Origin of the sequence: Arsenicicoccus sp. UBA7492, from assembly GCF_002479615.1 — a bacterium.
Taxonomy (GTDB): Bacteria; Actinomycetota; Actinomycetes; order Actinomycetales; family Dermatophilaceae; genus Arsenicicoccus; species Arsenicicoccus bolidensis.
This window is the reverse complement of sequence record NZ_DLOE01000025.1, coordinates 25,773-39,652: the sequence shown is the minus strand read 5'-3', so window position 1 is coordinate 39,652 and position 13,880 is coordinate 25,773. Positions and strand designations below refer to the sequence as shown.

General features: G+C 72.8%; 14 protein-coding genes, 1 tRNA gene and 2 pseudogenes. 8 read left to right on the top strand and 9 right to left on the bottom strand.

Features of this window, described 5'->3' with window-relative positions; translation table 11 throughout:
* A pseudogene (locus B4E97_RS06865) lies at window positions 1-247 on the bottom strand (UDP-glucose 6-dehydrogenase); the annotation flags it as partial.
* Window positions 248-465: 218 nt separating this feature from the next.
* Between B4E97_RS06865 and B4E97_RS06860 the strand changes: the two are divergent.
* Genes B4E97_RS06860 through B4E97_RS06850 form a run of 3 tightly spaced genes read left to right on the top strand, consistent with a single transcriptional unit; the run spans window position 466 to window position 2,230 of the window.
* A complete protein-coding gene (locus B4E97_RS06860; RefSeq protein WP_029211333.1) occupies window positions 466-972 on the top strand; it encodes a holo-ACP synthase in 507 nt (168 codons plus the stop codon).
* On the top strand, window positions 969-1,217 hold the full coding sequence (locus B4E97_RS06855) for an acyl carrier protein (protein ID WP_019285461.1): 249 nt from the start codon (window positions 969-971) through the stop codon (window positions 1,215-1,217). Before B4E97_RS06860 ends, B4E97_RS06855 begins: the two co-directional genes overlap by 4 nt.
* A complete protein-coding gene (locus tag B4E97_RS06850) occupies window positions 1,217-2,230 on the top strand; it encodes a hypothetical protein (RefSeq protein WP_286959174.1) in 1,014 nt (337 codons plus the stop codon). The genes B4E97_RS06855 and B4E97_RS06850 overlap by 1 nt, the downstream gene beginning before the upstream one ends.
* A 70-nt stretch (window positions 2,231-2,300) precedes the next feature.
* On the opposite strand, the gene B4E97_RS06845 is transcribed toward B4E97_RS06850, so the two are convergent.
* The 6 genes and pseudogenes from B4E97_RS06845 to B4E97_RS18970 form a co-directional block, all read right to left on the bottom strand.
* On the bottom strand, window positions 2,301-3,293 hold the full coding sequence (locus tag B4E97_RS06845) for a ribose-phosphate diphosphokinase (RefSeq protein WP_286959173.1): 993 nt from the start codon (window positions 3,291-3,293) through the stop codon (window positions 2,301-2,303).
* On the bottom strand, window positions 3,290-4,756 hold the full coding sequence (gene glmU / locus B4E97_RS06840; RefSeq protein WP_286957859.1) for a bifunctional UDP-N-acetylglucosamine diphosphorylase/glucosamine-1-phosphate N-acetyltransferase GlmU: 1,467 nt from the start codon (window positions 4,754-4,756) through the stop codon (window positions 3,290-3,292). The genes B4E97_RS06845 and glmU overlap by 4 nt, the downstream gene beginning before the upstream one ends.
* Window positions 4,757-4,887: 131 nt before the next feature.
* Window positions 4,888-4,966: transfer RNA gene (locus B4E97_RS06835), tRNA-Gln, on the bottom strand.
* Window positions 4,967-4,991: 25 nt separating this feature from the next.
* Window positions 4,992-5,477: an HNH endonuclease signature motif containing protein gene (locus B4E97_RS06830; RefSeq protein WP_286959172.1), complete on the bottom strand. Its 486-nt coding sequence runs from the start codon at window positions 5,475-5,477 to the stop codon at window positions 4,992-4,994.
* Window positions 5,478-5,581: 104 nt separating this feature from the next.
* Window positions 5,582-6,229 (bottom strand): annotated as a pseudogene (locus tag B4E97_RS19120) (DUF222 domain-containing protein); the annotation flags it as partial.
* Between the two features lie 470 nt (window positions 6,230-6,699).
* Complete coding sequence (locus B4E97_RS18970) at window positions 6,700-7,869, bottom strand: methyltransferase domain-containing protein (protein ID WP_313535809.1); 1,170 nt, start codon at window positions 7,867-7,869, stop codon at window positions 6,700-6,702.
* Window positions 7,870-8,120: 251 nt separating this feature from the next.
* Here B4E97_RS18970 and B4E97_RS06810 point away from each other — a divergent pair, with 251 nt between their 5' ends.
* From B4E97_RS06810 to B4E97_RS06800, 3 genes are read left to right on the top strand one after another with little or no spacing between them, the layout of a single operon-like run.
* Window positions 8,121-9,047 carry a shikimate dehydrogenase gene (locus tag B4E97_RS06810; protein ID WP_286959170.1) on the top strand — a complete coding sequence of 309 codons (927 nt, stop codon included), beginning with the start codon at window positions 8,121-8,123 and terminating at the stop codon, window positions 9,045-9,047.
* Window positions 9,047-10,930 (top strand): bifunctional sugar phosphate isomerase/epimerase/4-hydroxyphenylpyruvate dioxygenase family protein, encoded by a 1,884-nt coding sequence (locus B4E97_RS06805; protein ID WP_286959169.1) that lies wholly within the window; start codon window positions 9,047-9,049, stop codon window positions 10,928-10,930. Before B4E97_RS06810 ends, B4E97_RS06805 begins: the two co-directional genes overlap by 1 nt.
* A 10-nt stretch (window positions 10,931-10,940) precedes the next feature.
* Window positions 10,941-11,801 (top strand): IclR family transcriptional regulator domain-containing protein, encoded by an 861-nt coding sequence (locus tag B4E97_RS06800; RefSeq protein ID WP_286958131.1) that lies wholly within the window; start codon window positions 10,941-10,943, stop codon window positions 11,799-11,801.
* A gap of 9 nt (window positions 11,802-11,810) precedes the next feature.
* Here B4E97_RS06800 and B4E97_RS06795 read toward each other — a convergent pair whose 3' ends face one another.
* Together B4E97_RS06795 and B4E97_RS06790 are read right to left on the bottom strand one after the other, a co-directional pair.
* Window positions 11,811-12,305, bottom strand: a complete 495-nt coding sequence (locus B4E97_RS06795) for a MarR family winged helix-turn-helix transcriptional regulator (RefSeq protein WP_029212970.1) — start codon at window positions 12,303-12,305, stop codon at window positions 11,811-11,813.
* A 50-nt stretch (window positions 12,306-12,355) separates the two neighbouring features.
* Window positions 12,356-12,691, bottom strand: a complete 336-nt coding sequence (locus tag B4E97_RS06790; RefSeq protein WP_029212969.1) for a hypothetical protein — start codon at window positions 12,689-12,691, stop codon at window positions 12,356-12,358.
* 366 nt (window positions 12,692-13,057) lie between these two features.
* Between B4E97_RS06790 and B4E97_RS06785 the strand changes: the two genes are divergently transcribed.
* Window positions 13,058-13,282 carry a hypothetical protein gene (locus B4E97_RS06785; RefSeq protein WP_156911480.1) on the top strand — a complete coding sequence of 75 codons (225 nt, stop codon included), beginning with the start codon at window positions 13,058-13,060 and terminating at the stop codon, window positions 13,280-13,282.
* Window positions 13,283-13,285: 3 nt separating this feature from the next.
* On the top strand, window positions 13,286-13,876 hold the full coding sequence (locus B4E97_RS06780) for a PadR family transcriptional regulator (protein WP_029212967.1): 591 nt from the start codon (window positions 13,286-13,288) through the stop codon (window positions 13,874-13,876).
* The last annotated feature ends 4 nt before the right edge of the window (window positions 13,877-13,880 follow it).

Below are 13,880 nucleotides of genomic sequence, written 5' to 3'. Positions count from 1 at the left end.
CCCCCACGAAGTGCACCCGCGCCCCCGCCACGTCCCCCATCTCCGTCGTGAAGCGCAACCGCCCCCCGTCCACCCCCCGACGCAACAGCTCCGCGAACCCCGGCTCGTAGAACGGCGCCTCACCCCTCGACAACCGGGCCACCCGCTCGACGTCCACGTCGACCCCCACCACCTCGTGCCCCAGCTCAGCCATGCTGGCCGCGTGCACCGCACCGAGATATCCACATCCGATCACCGAGAGCTTCACGGGCCCGAAGATAGGCGCTCGGCAAGCCGAACGGGGCGTCGCGCGGTCGACGAGTCGCCGAACGCCCTGTGAACGTTCGGCCACCCGCCTCGTGCGGGGCCCTCGAGTTCTGGCCAACCGCCCCCCACGCCGGGGGGCCACCACCTAGGATCGGGCTGTTGACCGGCAGGAACGCCGCCGGGGGAAGCCGACGAGCAAGGGGCACGGACGGGGTGGACATGAGCGAGGGCTGCGTCGCCGAGCGTCCGTCGACGCGGGGCGCACAGGTCGCTGCCGTGGGCGTGGACACCGCCGACGTCGGCGAGGTCGGCCGATCCCTGGACGCGTACGCCGACCGCTACCGCGACTTCCTCCTCTCCCCCCGCGAGCGGGCCGAGCAGGCGGGCCTGACCGGCCGCGCGCTCGTCCTCGACACCGCCCGGCGCTGGGCGGCCAAGGAGGCCGTCACCAAGGTGCTCGGCCCCAGCGACGCGGACCCCTGGCCGTGGCGACACATCGAGGTGGTCGGCGACGCCCGACGACCGACGGTCCGGCTGCACGGGCGCCCGCGCGAGCTGGCCGACCGGCTCGAGATCCACGAGCTCGTGGTCGAGGCGCCCGTCGAGGCGCCCGACCTCCCCCGTCGCAGCACCTACCTGACCGACACCATCACCGTGACCGCGGTGGGGCTGCGCCCCGCCCGCACCGCAGACCAGCCGACACCACCGCAGGAAGGGACACCATGAGCACCGACACCATCGAGGCCGTCCGCACCGTCGTCGCCGCGCACGCCGGCCTGGAGCGCGACGCCTCCGAGCTGGCGCCCGACGACGACCTGTTCGACGCCGGCATGACCTCGCACCGCAGCGTCAACCTCATGATGGCGCTCGAGGACGACCTGGACGTCGAGTTCCCCGACGACCTCCTGACCCGCGAGACCTTCACCTCGCTGCGCTCCATCAGCGACGTCGTCGAGCGGATACGCGGCTGATGAGCCTCGTGGGGGTGCAGCCGGGGGGCCGGCACGTCGAGCTCGAGCAGGACGCGACGAAGCACGTCGTGCCGGAGCCGACCACGCCGGAGCCGACCACGCCGGCGCAGCTCGCGCCGGAGCACGTCGAGTTCCGTCGGGCCCTGGTCGAGGCGGGCCACCTGCTCCCCCTGCGGCAGCAGGGCACGTGGGGCCGGGGCGCGGACCTGGAGCGCGTCGTGCTCGGCTTCGTCGGGCGGCTGGACGCGATGTACTCCGACCGGCCGCAGACGGCCTACCACTTCGGGCCGCTCATGCCGCAGGGATGCTTCCAGCTCACCGGCTACGTCAGCTCCCAGCCCCACCTCGTCGGCAGCGTCGACATCTTTCGCGGCGGGGACTCCGAGCACCGCGAGCTGCTGGCCGAGTGCGAGGCGGGCGAGGACTGGACCCACCGGCTCGAGCCCGCCGGCCTGATGCTCGGCTCGGCCGCGTGCCACCCCCTGTATGCCGCGCTGGCGGGTCAGCAGGTCAGCGGTTCCTACCTGATCTACGGCCACGCGTTCCGCCACGAGCCGTCCGACGATCCCTTCCGCTCGATCACCTTCCGCCAGAAGGAGTCCGTGCACGTCGGGACGCACGAGGACTGCGCCGAGCACCGCGACCACTACTTCGGCCGGGCCCGTGACCTGCTCACCTCCCTCGGCCTCGAGGTGGAGGGCGAGGTCGCCAACGACCCCTTCTTCGGTCGCGCCGGCCGGCTGATGGCCCGCGGCCAGCGCGCCGCCGAGCTCAAGCGCGAGCTGTCGGTCCAGGCCTACGGACCCGGGCCCCCCCGCACCGCGCTCGCCTCGGCCAACCTGCACGGCCCCCACTTCGCCCAGGCCTTCGACATCACCCTGCCCGACGGGTCGCCGGCCGAGACGGCGTGCATGGGCTTCGGCGTGGAGCGGGTCGCCCTGGCGCTGCTGCGCGCCCACGGCCTGGACGTGCGCGAGTGGCCCGCCGAGGTGCGTCGCGAGCTCGCGCTCTGACCGTATGACGCGCGCACGCCGCCTCGGGGTGACCCCGTGAGGCGGCGTGCGTCCGGCATACGGCCGGTCGTCAGTGGGCGCGCTCCGACGCGTGGTCGAAGAGCGAGGTGACCGACCCGTCCTCGAACACCTCACGGATCGCGTCGCCGATCAGCGGGGCGATCGACAGCTCCGTGAGCTTGTCGAAGCGCTTCTCCTCCGGGATGGGCAGGGTGTTGGTCAGGACGACCTCGCGCGCCACGGACGCCTTGAGCCGCTCGACGGCGAGGTCGGACAGGATGCCGTGGGTCGCGACGATGACCACGCCGCTCGCGCCGGCCGCCATGATGGCATCGGCGGCCTGGCAGATCGTGCCGCCGGAGTCGATCATGTCGTCGACCAGGATGCACATGCGGCCCTCGACGTCACCGACCACACGGTTGGCGACGGACTGGTTGGCCTTGTGGGGGTCGCGGGTCTTGTGGATGAACGCCAGCGGGGTGCCGCCGAGGCGGTTGGCCCACTTCTCGGCGACCTTGATCCGCCCGGCGTCCGGGGACACCACGCACAGGTTGTGGTGGTGGTACTTGTCGTAGACGTACTCCGACAGGATCGGGATGGCCTGCAGGTGGTCGACCGGCCCGTCGAAGAAGCCGGAGATCTGCTCGGTGTGCAGGTCGACCGCGATGAGCCGGTCCGCGCCCGCGGTCTTGAACAGGTCGGCCATGAGCCGGGCCGAGATGGGCTCGCGACCGAGGTGCTTCTTGTCCTGGCGGGCGTAGCCGTAGAAGGGCATGACCGTCGTGATGCGCTTGGCGCTGGCCCGCTTGAGCGCGTCGATCATGATGAGGTTCTCCATGATCCACTCGTTGATCGGGGCCGTGTGGCTCTGGATCACGAAGGCGTCGGAGCCGCGGACGGACTCCTGGAAGCGCACGTAGATCTCGGAGTTGGCGAAGGTGCGGAAGTCGGTCGGGACCACCTGGGTCTCGAGCTGGTAGGCCACCTCCTCGGCGAGCGCGGGGTGCGCCCGGCCGCTGAAGATCATGAGGTTCTTCTCGTTGGTGCGCTTCACACCGGTCATCGGGTGGTGCCCTCCTGCTTGCTGTCGTCGCCCTGCTGGGCCGTGGCGGCGGCTGCTGCCTCGGCGGCCTTGGTGCCCGGGCGCCGCTTGGCGATGTAGCCCGGGATGTTGCGCTGACGGCCACGCGCGACGGCCAGGTCGCCGGCGCCGACCGGCTGGTTGATGGCGGAGCCCGCCGCGACGAAGGCGCCGTCACCGATCTCGGCCGGGGCCACGAGCACCGAGTTGGAGCCGATGAAGACGTGCTTGCCGAGGGTGCTGCGGTGCTTCTGCTCGCCGTCGTAGTTGGCGAAGATCGTGCCGGCGCCGACGTTGGTGCCCTCCCCGATCGTCGCGTCGCCGCAGTAGGTCAGGTGCGGGACCTTGGCGCCGTCGCCGATCTGGGCGTTCTTGGTCTCGACGAAGCCGCCGACCTTGGCCTTGACGCCGAGCGTCGTGCCGGGGCGCAGGTAGGAGAACGGACCGACGGTGGCCTGCGGGCCGATCTCGGCCAGGAGGGTCTGGGACCGGATGACGCTCGCGCCGTCCCCCACCTGCGTGTCCTGGAGCGTGGTGTCGGGACCGATCTCCGCGTCGGTGCCGATCGTGGTGGCGCCGAGCAGCTGGGTGCCCGGGCGGATGGTGGTGTCGCGGCCGATCGAGACGTCCGCGTCGATCCACGTGGTGGCCGGGTCGACGACGGTGACGCCCTCGCGCATCCACCGCTCGACGATGCGGCGGTTGAGCTCCTTGCCGAGCGTGGCGAGCTGGACGCGGTCGTTGACGCCCTCGGTCTGCCACAGGTCGTCGACGACGTGGGCGCCGACCGTGAGGCCCTGACCCTTGGCGATGGCCAGGACGTCGGTGAGGTACTTCTCGCCCTGGGCGTTGTCGGTGCCCACCTGGGCGAGGGCGCTGCGCAGCACCTGGGCATCGAAGGCGTAGAGACCCGAGTTGATCTCGGTGATCTCCCGCTGCTGCGGCGTCGCGTCCTTCTGCTCCACGATGGCGGCGACCGAGCCGTCGGCGTCGCGCACGATGCGGCCGTAGCCCGTGGGGTCCGTGAGGTGCGCGGTGACGACCGTGACGGCGCTGCCGGTGGCGTCGTGCTGCTCCAGCAGGGCCGTGAGGGTGACCGACTCGAGCAGCGGCACGTCGCCATACGTCACGACCACGGTGCCGGACAGGTCGCCCGGCAGCTGCTCGAGGCCGCACTCCACGGCCCGGCCCGTGCCCTTGACCTCGTCCTGGTCGGCGATCACCGCGTCGGGGGCGATCTCGGCGACGTGCGCCGCCACCCGCTCCCGCTCGTGACGCACCACGACCGCCAGGTGCAGCGGCTCGACGCCCTCGGCCGCCCTGATCGCGTGGCCCACGAGGCTGCGGCCTCCGATGGTGTGCAGCACCTTGGGGGTGGCGGACTTCATCCGGGTGCCCTCGCCTGCGGCGAGGACGATGACGGCGGCAGGACGAACTGCGGTCACTGGGGGTCTCCAGCCTGGCGGGGACAGGGCTCGTGCGCGCTGACGGCGCACGCCGTGAACTCTACCGGTCCACCAGGTGACGGCCGTCGGGTGCGCGCGTCCGTGGACGTCGCCGTCTCACGCGCGCCGGGCTCCCCGGGTAGGAATCGAACCTACGTCGCTTGTCCTGATTCAAAGTCAGGCGGGCCCTGCCAGCAGACCAACCGGGGAACGTCGCCTGAGCGACCGCCCAAGCCTAGTCGACCGGGTCGGCGGGTCGGCGCGGGTGGCTGCCGACGGGTCCCCAGATGGAGGGGATCAGGGGTGGGGCCGTGGTGGTGTGCTGACTGCCGTCGGGGTAGCGGTAGGTGATCGCTGGTGGCTGGTCCCAGCCGGTGTCGTCTGGCCGGTGCTGGAGGCCGTGTGCGGTGTGGCCGGCCGCTTCGTGGGCGTAGTTGTGGGCCTCGCACACCCCGACGCCGTTGCTCGCGCTGGTGGGCCCGCCGTCCCGCCACGCCTGGACGTGGTCGACGTGACGGATGGGCGAGTCGCAGCCCGGGGCCCGGCAGGTCCCGTCGCGCCACACGATCAACCGGCGCAACGCGCCGTCGAAGGTGCGACCTCGCGCGTCCAGGGCGACCAGCTGCCCGGTGTCGGGGTGGGTGTACAAGCGGCGCAGGAACACGTCCGCCGCCCGCGCCAGCACGGCCGGGTCGTCCCCGTCGACCCCCTCACCCGGCACGTACCCCGGCGAAGTGTCACCGTCCCTGAGGACGTGCCCATCCCCATCACCACAGCCGTTCTCGGGGTGGCTGCCGTGGTGGCGTTCGTCCTGTCCGCGCAGCAGCCGGCGCGCGACGGGGGCCGGGACCGGGCCGTAGCCGGGCAGCCACGCCGCGGTGTCCCCGGTCCCGAACGCTGCACCAGCAGGTCCGCGCGCAGCTGCGACACGCTGCGCGCGTCCCCGGCCGCCTTCGCGGCCTGCGCACCCCGACCCAACGACGCCAGGCACGCCACGCCCTCCACCAACGGCAGCAACGCCGACAAGCGCATCATCCCGCCCGCGACCGGGCGACCCGACACGTGCCGGTCCGCCACGACACGGTCATGGGCCGCGGTCGCCGCGCCCGGGTCCAGCTCGTAGGCGATCGCCCGGGCCCGGGCCTCCAGCTCCCGCACCGTCCACCCAGCCGCGTGCGGCGCGACCTCCTCGTCCACGGTCAACCGGTCATCCCGCCCGACCTCGATCGTGGCCGCCGCGACCGCCCGCACGTGATCGACCGACACCAGCCCCCGCCGATGCAGACCCGCCAGGCGGGGCAGCTCCCGGTCCGCGACCCGCGCCAACCCCAACCGGAACCCCGCCGCCGACGCCGAGCACCCCAACGCCGCCCCGACCTGCGCCGCGACCCCCGGCGCCGAGGAACCCCGGTCCGACGCCCGCCCCGACGCCTGCTCGCGCTGGTCGTGGCGGTCCTCGTCCAGGGCCAGCATCACCCGCAGCTGCGCGGCCTGCGCCGCCCGCTCCAAACGCTGCAAGGACGCCAGCAACGCGGTCCGATCCGCGTCGGTCAGGGTCTCGTCCAGCACCACCAACCGGTCCACGACCGCGTCCACCCCACCCGCCGACAGCGTCCCAGTCGCGGCCTCGGACAGGGGGGCCAGGTGGCGGCGTGCCGGACCCGCGTCGGGCTGGTGAGCCTCGCGGAGCGGCGCCGTCGTCATACGAACATGATAGCGAAAAGCATGACCGTAAACCACCCCTGACCAGCAGAAAAACCCATCCGCCGAGACCCTCACCGACCGTCAGCACCAGTCGCCAGGAGTGGCTGCGACGAGCCCCTTCGCTCCCCCCCGGAAGCCCGGCAGCCGCCCCACGCTCACCCGACGAGCCTCCCCCTCACGGGAGTCACAGATCTTCGGGTTGGAACCCGAAGATGTTGCACGAGGGTGAGCGGAGGGGCTCAGGCCTGCTGGACCTCGACCCGGTTGCCCATGCCGTCATGGGTGTGCAGCCGCCGCACGCCCGGGATCGCGTCGTCCCACGTGACGTCGTGTCCGGCAGCCTCGAGCCGGCGCGCCACCTCATCAAGGTCACCGGCAAGCAGGCAGGGGTGCGCCTTGCGGGCCGGGGCGAAGTCCGGCTCGACCCCGACGTGCACCACCGCCGACCCGGAACGGAACCAGCAGCCGCCGCGTGCCGCAAGGACGGGCGGCTTGGGGAGCTCCTCCATGCCGAGCAGCTCCCCGTAGAACGCACGCGCCAGCGCTTCGTCGCCGGGTGCGCAGGACACCTGGACGTGGTCGAGGCCGACGACCAGCGGGGCGATGTCGTCACGCGGGCGTGGACGGCGACCCACAGCGAAGACGCGGTGGAAAGGGAACGAAACGCCATACGGCTCACGGGGATAGGCCCGGCGCAGCCGCTCGCGATAAGGCGCGAGGAAGGACTCGGCGTCGTCGCCCAGCACCTCGAGGACCGGGCGCAGGCCGGTGCCGCGCACCCACTCGAGGACCGGATCCTCCTGCGTCCCAGCAGGATCCAGGACGTGCAGGTATGTCGTCTCCCACGCGTCCGCCTCGAGCCCGGACGCCGCCAGCAGCCGCAGGTAGTCCGTGGCCGCCCCTGACGCCCGGGCGCGGTCCAGCACGGCCCGCAGCTCCGCGGCACGGGGGTGACCGGCCGCCACCTCGCGCATCAGCGCATGGCTCGGGGCGTCGAAGTTGGCGGGCACCTGCATCGCGAACCACCCTGCGGCGGAGAGGTGCTCGAGCCAGCGCGGGACCAGGTCTCGGTGCGTGGGGACCCACTGCAGGGTGGCATTGGTGACGAGGACGTCGATGGGGGCGCCGAGCGCGGACGGGTCCCACTCCTCGGCGCGGGCCTGCACCCACTCGACCCGCCCGTCGGGGTCGAGCTCCCGCGCACGAGAGAGCATCTCGGGGCTGGCGTCGACGCCGACGACGCGGGCCCGCGGCCAGCGGCGGGCGAGCTCCAGCGTGAGCGGGCCGTCGCCGCAGCCGAGGTCGACGACAAGCTCGGGATCGTGCGTCGGTTGGATGCGCGCCGTGAGGTCCCGGAAGGGGCGGCTCCGGTGGTCGGCGAAGCGGGCGTACAACGTCGGGTCCCACATGGCGGCGCCTCCTGCGATCGGGGGGAACGACATACTTATCTTGACATCAAAATATCTGGCGTCAAGACCCCCAAGCCGTCATCCCGTCAACGTGAGGGTTTCGTCCAATATTCTTGGAGGAAACCCTCACGATCTTGGGAGGAGGGAGGCTGGGCGAGCGGGAGGTGGCGTGCGGGATGTGAACGGTGGTCCTGTGTGCGAACCACTCATAGGCTGGGCCACCTAGACCACACGTGACGGAAGGCCAGCCCGTGAGCACACGCCAGGAGTCCTACCTCGCCGGACTGATCGGGGACGGCGTCCTGCCGTCGCTCACTCCCCCGATTCACGAGCGCGAGGCCGAGCACCACGGGCTGCGCTGCGTCTATCGCCCCGTCGACCTGCACGTCCTCGGCCTGGGCGCCGACGCGGTCGGGCCGCTGCTGCGGGCGGGACGGGACCTGGGGTTCAACGGGTTCAACATCACCCACCCGTGCAAGCAGGTCGTCATCGCCGAGCTCGACGAGGTCGTGCCGGATGCCGCGCGCCTGGGTGCGGTCAACACCGTCGTGGTCGCCGAGGACGGTCGCCTCGTCGGGCACAACACGGACGCAACGGGATTCGCGTGGGGATTCGCGCGCGCCCTGCCCGACGTGGCCCGCGAGCACGTCGTGCAGATCGGCACGGGCGGCGCCGGCTCGGCCGTCGCCCACGCCCTCCTGCGCAGCGGCGTCCGGCACCTCCACCTCGTCGACCTGGACGCGGCCCGCGCCGCCGCGCTGGCCGCCCTGCTCACCACGGCCCAGGGCGGCGAGCCTGGTGCCAAGCACGCCGACGAGCGTGGTGACGCCGACGAGCACGCCCCCACCGTCACGGCCCACGGGCCGGCGGACGTGCCCGACCTCGTCGCCACCGCCGACGGCCTCGTCAACTGCACCCCCGTCGGGATGCACCAGCACCCCGGCACGCCGCTCGACCTCGCCCTCCTGCACCCACGCCTGTGGGTGGCCGACGTCATCTATCGCCCCATGCGGACCCAGCTGGTGGAGGCCGCCGACGCCCTCGGCTGCCGGGTCATGGAGGGCGGCTGGATGGCGGTCGGCCAGGCCGTCGACGCCTTCACGATCCTCACCGGGCGCCAGGGCGACGAGCAGCGGATGCGCGACCACTTCCGCGAGCTCGTCGAGGCGGGTCGCTGATGCGCACCTCCATCGCCACCGTCTGCCTGTCCGGCACCCTCGAGGACAAGCTCGACGCCTGTGCCGCAGCGGGATTCGACGGGGCCGAGATCTTCGAGCAGGACCTCGTGGTCAGCCCGTCGACCCCCCGCGAGATCCGGGCCCGCTGCGCCGACCTGGGGCTGACGATCGACCTCTACCAGCCCTTCCGCGACGCCGAGGGGACCGACGAGGCGACCTTCGCCGCCACCGAGCGCCGGCTCGAGCACAAGCTCCGCCTCATGGCCGAGCTCGGTGCCGACACCCTGCTCGTGTGCAGCAACGTCGGCACCGCGACGATCGACGACGACGACCTCGCCGCCGAGCAGCTGCACCGCCTCGCCGAGCGAGCGGGGCAGCACGGCGCCCGCCTCGCCTACGAGGCCCTCGCGTGGGGGCGGTTCGTGTCGACATACGACCACGCCTGGGACCTGGTGCGCCGGGCCGACCACCCGGCGCTCGGGACCTGCCTGGACACCTTCCACATCCTCAGCCGGGGCAGCGACCCCGCCGGGATCGAGCAGATCCCGGGCGACAAGATCTTCTTCGTCCAGCTCGCCGACGCGCCCGCGCTGTCCATGGACGTCCTGTCCTGGAGCCGGCACCACCGCGTGTTTCCGGGTCAGGGCGCCTGGGACCTGCCGGGATTTGCTGCGCACGTGCTGCGGGCGGGCTACACGGGGCCGATGTCGCTCGAGATCTTCAACGACGTCTTCCGCCAGGCCAACGAGGAGCGCACGGCGGTCGACGCGCGCCGCTCGCTCACCTCGCTCGAGGAGCGCACCGCACAGCGCCTGGAGCACGACGGCGGTGCGACCACCGTGCCGCTCGCGACCCTCCCCCGCGTCGACGACCCGACGGGGTTCAACTTCGCCGAGATCCGGGCCGGGGACGACGCCGGGGTCGCGGCGACCGAGTCCCTGCTCGCCGCACTGGGATTCACGGCCCGTGACACGCACCGCAGCAAGGCCGTCGACCTGTGGACCCTCGGCCGGGCGGCCGTCGTGGTCAACCGCGAGCGGGGGTATGCCGCAGGCCCGCACGTGGCCGCCCTCGGCTTCGACGTCGCCGATCCCGTGCTCGCGGCCAGCCGCGCCCTGCAGCTCGGCACGCACCTCGTCCCCCGGCGCACGCAGGCCGGTGAGGAGGTCCTGCAGGGCGTCGAGGCCCCCGACGGCACCGAGATCTTCTTCTGCGCCGCCCCGCACGGCCCCGACACGGGCAGCGGCTGGTGGCGGGAGTTCGGTGACGGGCAGGTGGAGCGCGAGACGTCCACCGGCACGGTCGTCGACCACGTCAACCTCGCCCAGCCGTGGCAGTCCTTCGACGAGAGCGTGCTCTTCCTCGCCAGCGTCCTGTCGCTGGACCCCGCGCCCTCGGTCGACGTCGCGAGCCCGCAGGGCCTGGTCCGCAGCCAGGTCATGCGCACCAGCGACGGCTGCGTCCGGGTCGCCCTCAACGTCGCCCCACCCATCGTCGAGCAGGAGCGCGACCGCCTGAGGCAGGCCCAGCACGTGGCGTTCTCGTGCGACGACCTCGTGTCCTTCGCCCGCCAGGCACGGGACCGGGGGCTGCGGTTCCTGCGCATCCCGGCCAACTACTACGACGACCTCGCGGCCCGCTTCGACCTCGACGCCGAGCTGCTGGCGACGCTGCGCGAGCTCGACCTCCTCTACGACCGCGACGACCAGGGCGGGGAGTTCCTGCACTTCTACACCGCGACCGTGGGGTCGGTGTTCTTCGAGGTCGTCGAGCGGCGGGGAGGCTATGACGGGTATGGCGCTCCCAACGCCCCCGTGCGCCTCGCCACCCAGCACGCCCGCCTGCACGGGACCCTCCGCGAGGCGACCGGGCCGGATCGCTAGGATCGAGGCCATGACCAGCACGGATGCCGCCACCGACGCCACCCCCGACGACCCCGGCACGCCTGGCACCCCCGGCACGTCTGGTGCTCTCGGTGTGGCCGCGGGGCAGGTGCCCGGTGACGGCTACGTGCAGTCGCTGGCCCGCGGGCTCGCCGTGATCCGAGCCTTCGACGAGGAGCACCCGGAGATGACGCTGTCCGACGTGGCGCGCCGCACCGACCTGTCCCGCGCCGCGGCCCGACGGTTCCTGCTCACCCTGGCGGCCCTGGGGTACGTCCGCAGCGACGGCCGGACCTTCAGCCTCACCCCGCAGGTGCTGCGGCTGGGCTTCGCCTACCTCGCCAGCCAGACCCTGCCCGACGTCGCGCAGCCGCACCTGCAGGACCTCTCGGAGCGGATCCACGAGTCGACGTCCGTGGCGGTCCTCGACGGCGACGACATCGTCTACGTCGCCCGCCGCGCCACCACCCGCATCATGACGGTGTCCATCCGGGTGGGCACGCGCTTCCCGGCGTACGCGACCTCGATGGGACGGGTGCTGCTCGCGGGGCTGCCCGACGACCAGCGGCAGGCCTATCTCGAGGGTGTCCGGCTCGAGCGACTCACCCCGCAGACCGTCGCGTCCGTCGAGGCGCTGCGCCGCTCGCTCGACGAGGTGCGCGAGACCGGCTGGTGCGTGCTCGACCAGGAGCTGGAGCTCGGCCTGCGCTCGCTCGCCGTGCCGATCCACGACCCGCGCGGTCAGGTCGTGGCCGCCGCCAACGTGTCGACCAAGGTCATGTCGACCGAGCGCGGCCAGCTGCAGGGCTATCTCGACGCGCTGCGCGACACCGCGCGGGCGATCGAGGAGGACCTGCGCGTGCAGGGCTGAGCGGCGACCTCAGCCCTCGAAGGACAGCAGCAGCCGCCGCAGCGTCCCCGCCAGCTCGGCGCGGTCGGCGGCGGACAGCTCGGCCAGCAGCGCTCGCTCGCGCCCCAGCAGGTCCGCGAACGCCGCGTCGACCACCGCGCGCCCCTCGTCGGTCAGCGCCACGATCACCCCGCGGCGGTCGTGCGGGTCGGGCGAGCGACGCACGAATCCCCGTGCGGTGAGCCGGTCCACGCGGTTGGTCATGGTGCCGCTGGTCACCAGCGTCTGGTGCACGAGAGCCCCCGGGGACAGCTCGTATGGCGCCCCGGCCCGTCGCAGCGCAGCCAGGACGTCGAACTCCCACCCGTCGAGCCCGTGCTGGGCGAACGCCTCACCCCGCGCCAGGTCGAGGTGCCGGGCCAGGCGCGAGACGCGCGACAGGACGTGCAGGGGCCCGAGATCGAGGTCGGGCCGCTCGCGTCCCCACGCCTCGACGATGCCGTCGACGTCGTCAGAGGTGCTCATGGGGACAGGCTACTCCCGTCAAGTTTCTCGACGTCGAGCGACCTGCCTGCTCAGGAGACGTCGCCGCGGATCCAGCGGGTCACCCGCTCCCCCAGCGGGGTCAGCGTGTCCCGGGCGTCGGCGTGCTCCGTCAGCAGCTCCCACCCGTGGCCGGCCTCCAGCCAGACGAAGGCCTTGTGCTGGGACGGCGCCGCCTGCACCATCGCCTCCACGGGGGCGCGGTCGCCGGAGTCCTGCGCCGACATCGCCGCGAGCACCGGCATGGTCAGCGTGGGGGCGGCCTGGGCGGCTGTCGGAGCCTCGTGCCACTGGCCCGGACCGGACAGGTCGACCACGGCGTCCGCGCCGAGGGCCTTGGCGAAGCCGGCCGCCATGGACCCACCCATGGACGCGCCGACCAGCGTGACGCGCTTGGCCCCCGCTTGCGCGCCTCCTGCACCACCGCGCGCAGCTGGCCCTGGCGGTCGCCGTAGAACGGTGTCCCCGGCTCGCAGCGGGCGCCGGCATACCCGCAGAGGTTGACGAGGTAGCCCGTGAACCCCGGCGTGGGCAGTGTCGACAGGTAGGGCCAGAACCCGCAGAAGCCCTCGTCCGACTGGTGCACGAACACCGCCGCGTTCGTCCCCGAGCCCACGACCGCCCCACTCAGCGTGGCCCCGCCCGGACCGGCGTAGGTGATCGGCTTGGCGCCCGGCACGCGCGCCTGGGTGCGGGCGCAGGTGAGGTCCAGACCGGTCGGCTCGGAGGTGGGGGTGGCCGACGCAGCGCTGGACGTGCTGGCGGCGCTGGACGGGCTTGACGTGCTGGCGGTGCTCGACGCGCTCGAGGCGGACTGGCTGGAACCCGACGAGCCCGACGAGCTCTGTGCGGTCGACTCGCTGCCGGCCTGCGTGCCGCCACCCCCGCCGCAGGCGACGAGCAGCAGGGCGACGGGCGCGGCGATCAACATCTTCGGTGATCTCATATGTCAACATTGACATATGAGTGGACGTACGGACAAGACCTCCGACCTCGGGCATGCGCTGCTGGGGCTGCTCGCGCGGCGCGAGGCGACCGGCTACGACCTCAGCGCGCGGCTGGCCGCACCGCTCGGCTACTTCTGGACGGCCAGCCACAGCCAGGTCTATCCCGAGCTGGCGCGCCTCGAGGCGGCCGGTCTCGTGACGCACGAGGAGATCCCCGGGCGGGGACCGCGACCGACCAAGCGGTATGCCGTGACCGCGGCCGGGCGATCCGCGCTCGCCGCCTGGGTGGTCACCGACCCCGGCGAGCAGGCGGATCGCGACGTGCTGGTGCTGCGGGCGTACTCGCTCTGGCTCGCCGACCCCGCCGCCGCCGCGGCCATGCTGCGGGGCCTGCGCGAGCGCCACGCCGCGCGGCTCGAGGAGTACCTCCAGCACGAGCGCGAGATCCGGGCCGAGGGAGGCGAGATCGCCTGGGACGACCCGCGCTTCGCGGCGCTGGCGAGGGTGAGGGCGGGCATCGGCTACGAGCGCCACCGCCTCGCCTGGGTGGACTGGGTGGTGTCCGCCCTGACGACCGGCCACGCCCCCACGGACGACGCGAACTGAGCTC